Annotated in this window: 1 protein-coding gene; it reads left to right on the top strand. The window is 67.1% G+C overall.

The genetic code is table 11. The features are described 5' to 3' along the window. The coding region (locus GM655_RS22825; protein WP_196308835.1) for a hypothetical protein at positions 1 to 255 on the top strand (255 nt) is incomplete at both ends.

The following is a 255-nucleotide window of genomic DNA, read 5'->3' as shown; positions in this document are numbered from 1 at the left end:
CCCAGTTGTCGGCCCTGAGCACGGACCAACTGGCAGCACTGTCGACCAACCAGATGCTGGCGCTGACGGCCGCGGCATTCGGTGCACTGAATACGCGCCAGATCGGCGGCTTGACGACGGACCAGAGCGGCGTGCTGAGCACGGCGCAAATCGTTGCGCTGAGCAGCAATGCACTGGCCGCCATGGAGACGGCCGACTTCGCTGCGCTGCGTTCGGACGCGTTTGGCGCGCTCACGGCGGCCCAGCTCAAAGCCC

Origin of the sequence: Pseudoduganella danionis, assembly GCF_009720775.1 — a bacterium.
GTDB lineage: Bacteria > Pseudomonadota > Gammaproteobacteria > Burkholderiales > Burkholderiaceae_D > Rugamonas > Rugamonas danionis.
The sequence above is the reverse complement of the archived record's forward strand: the minus strand, read 5'-3'. Positions and strand labels throughout refer to the sequence as shown.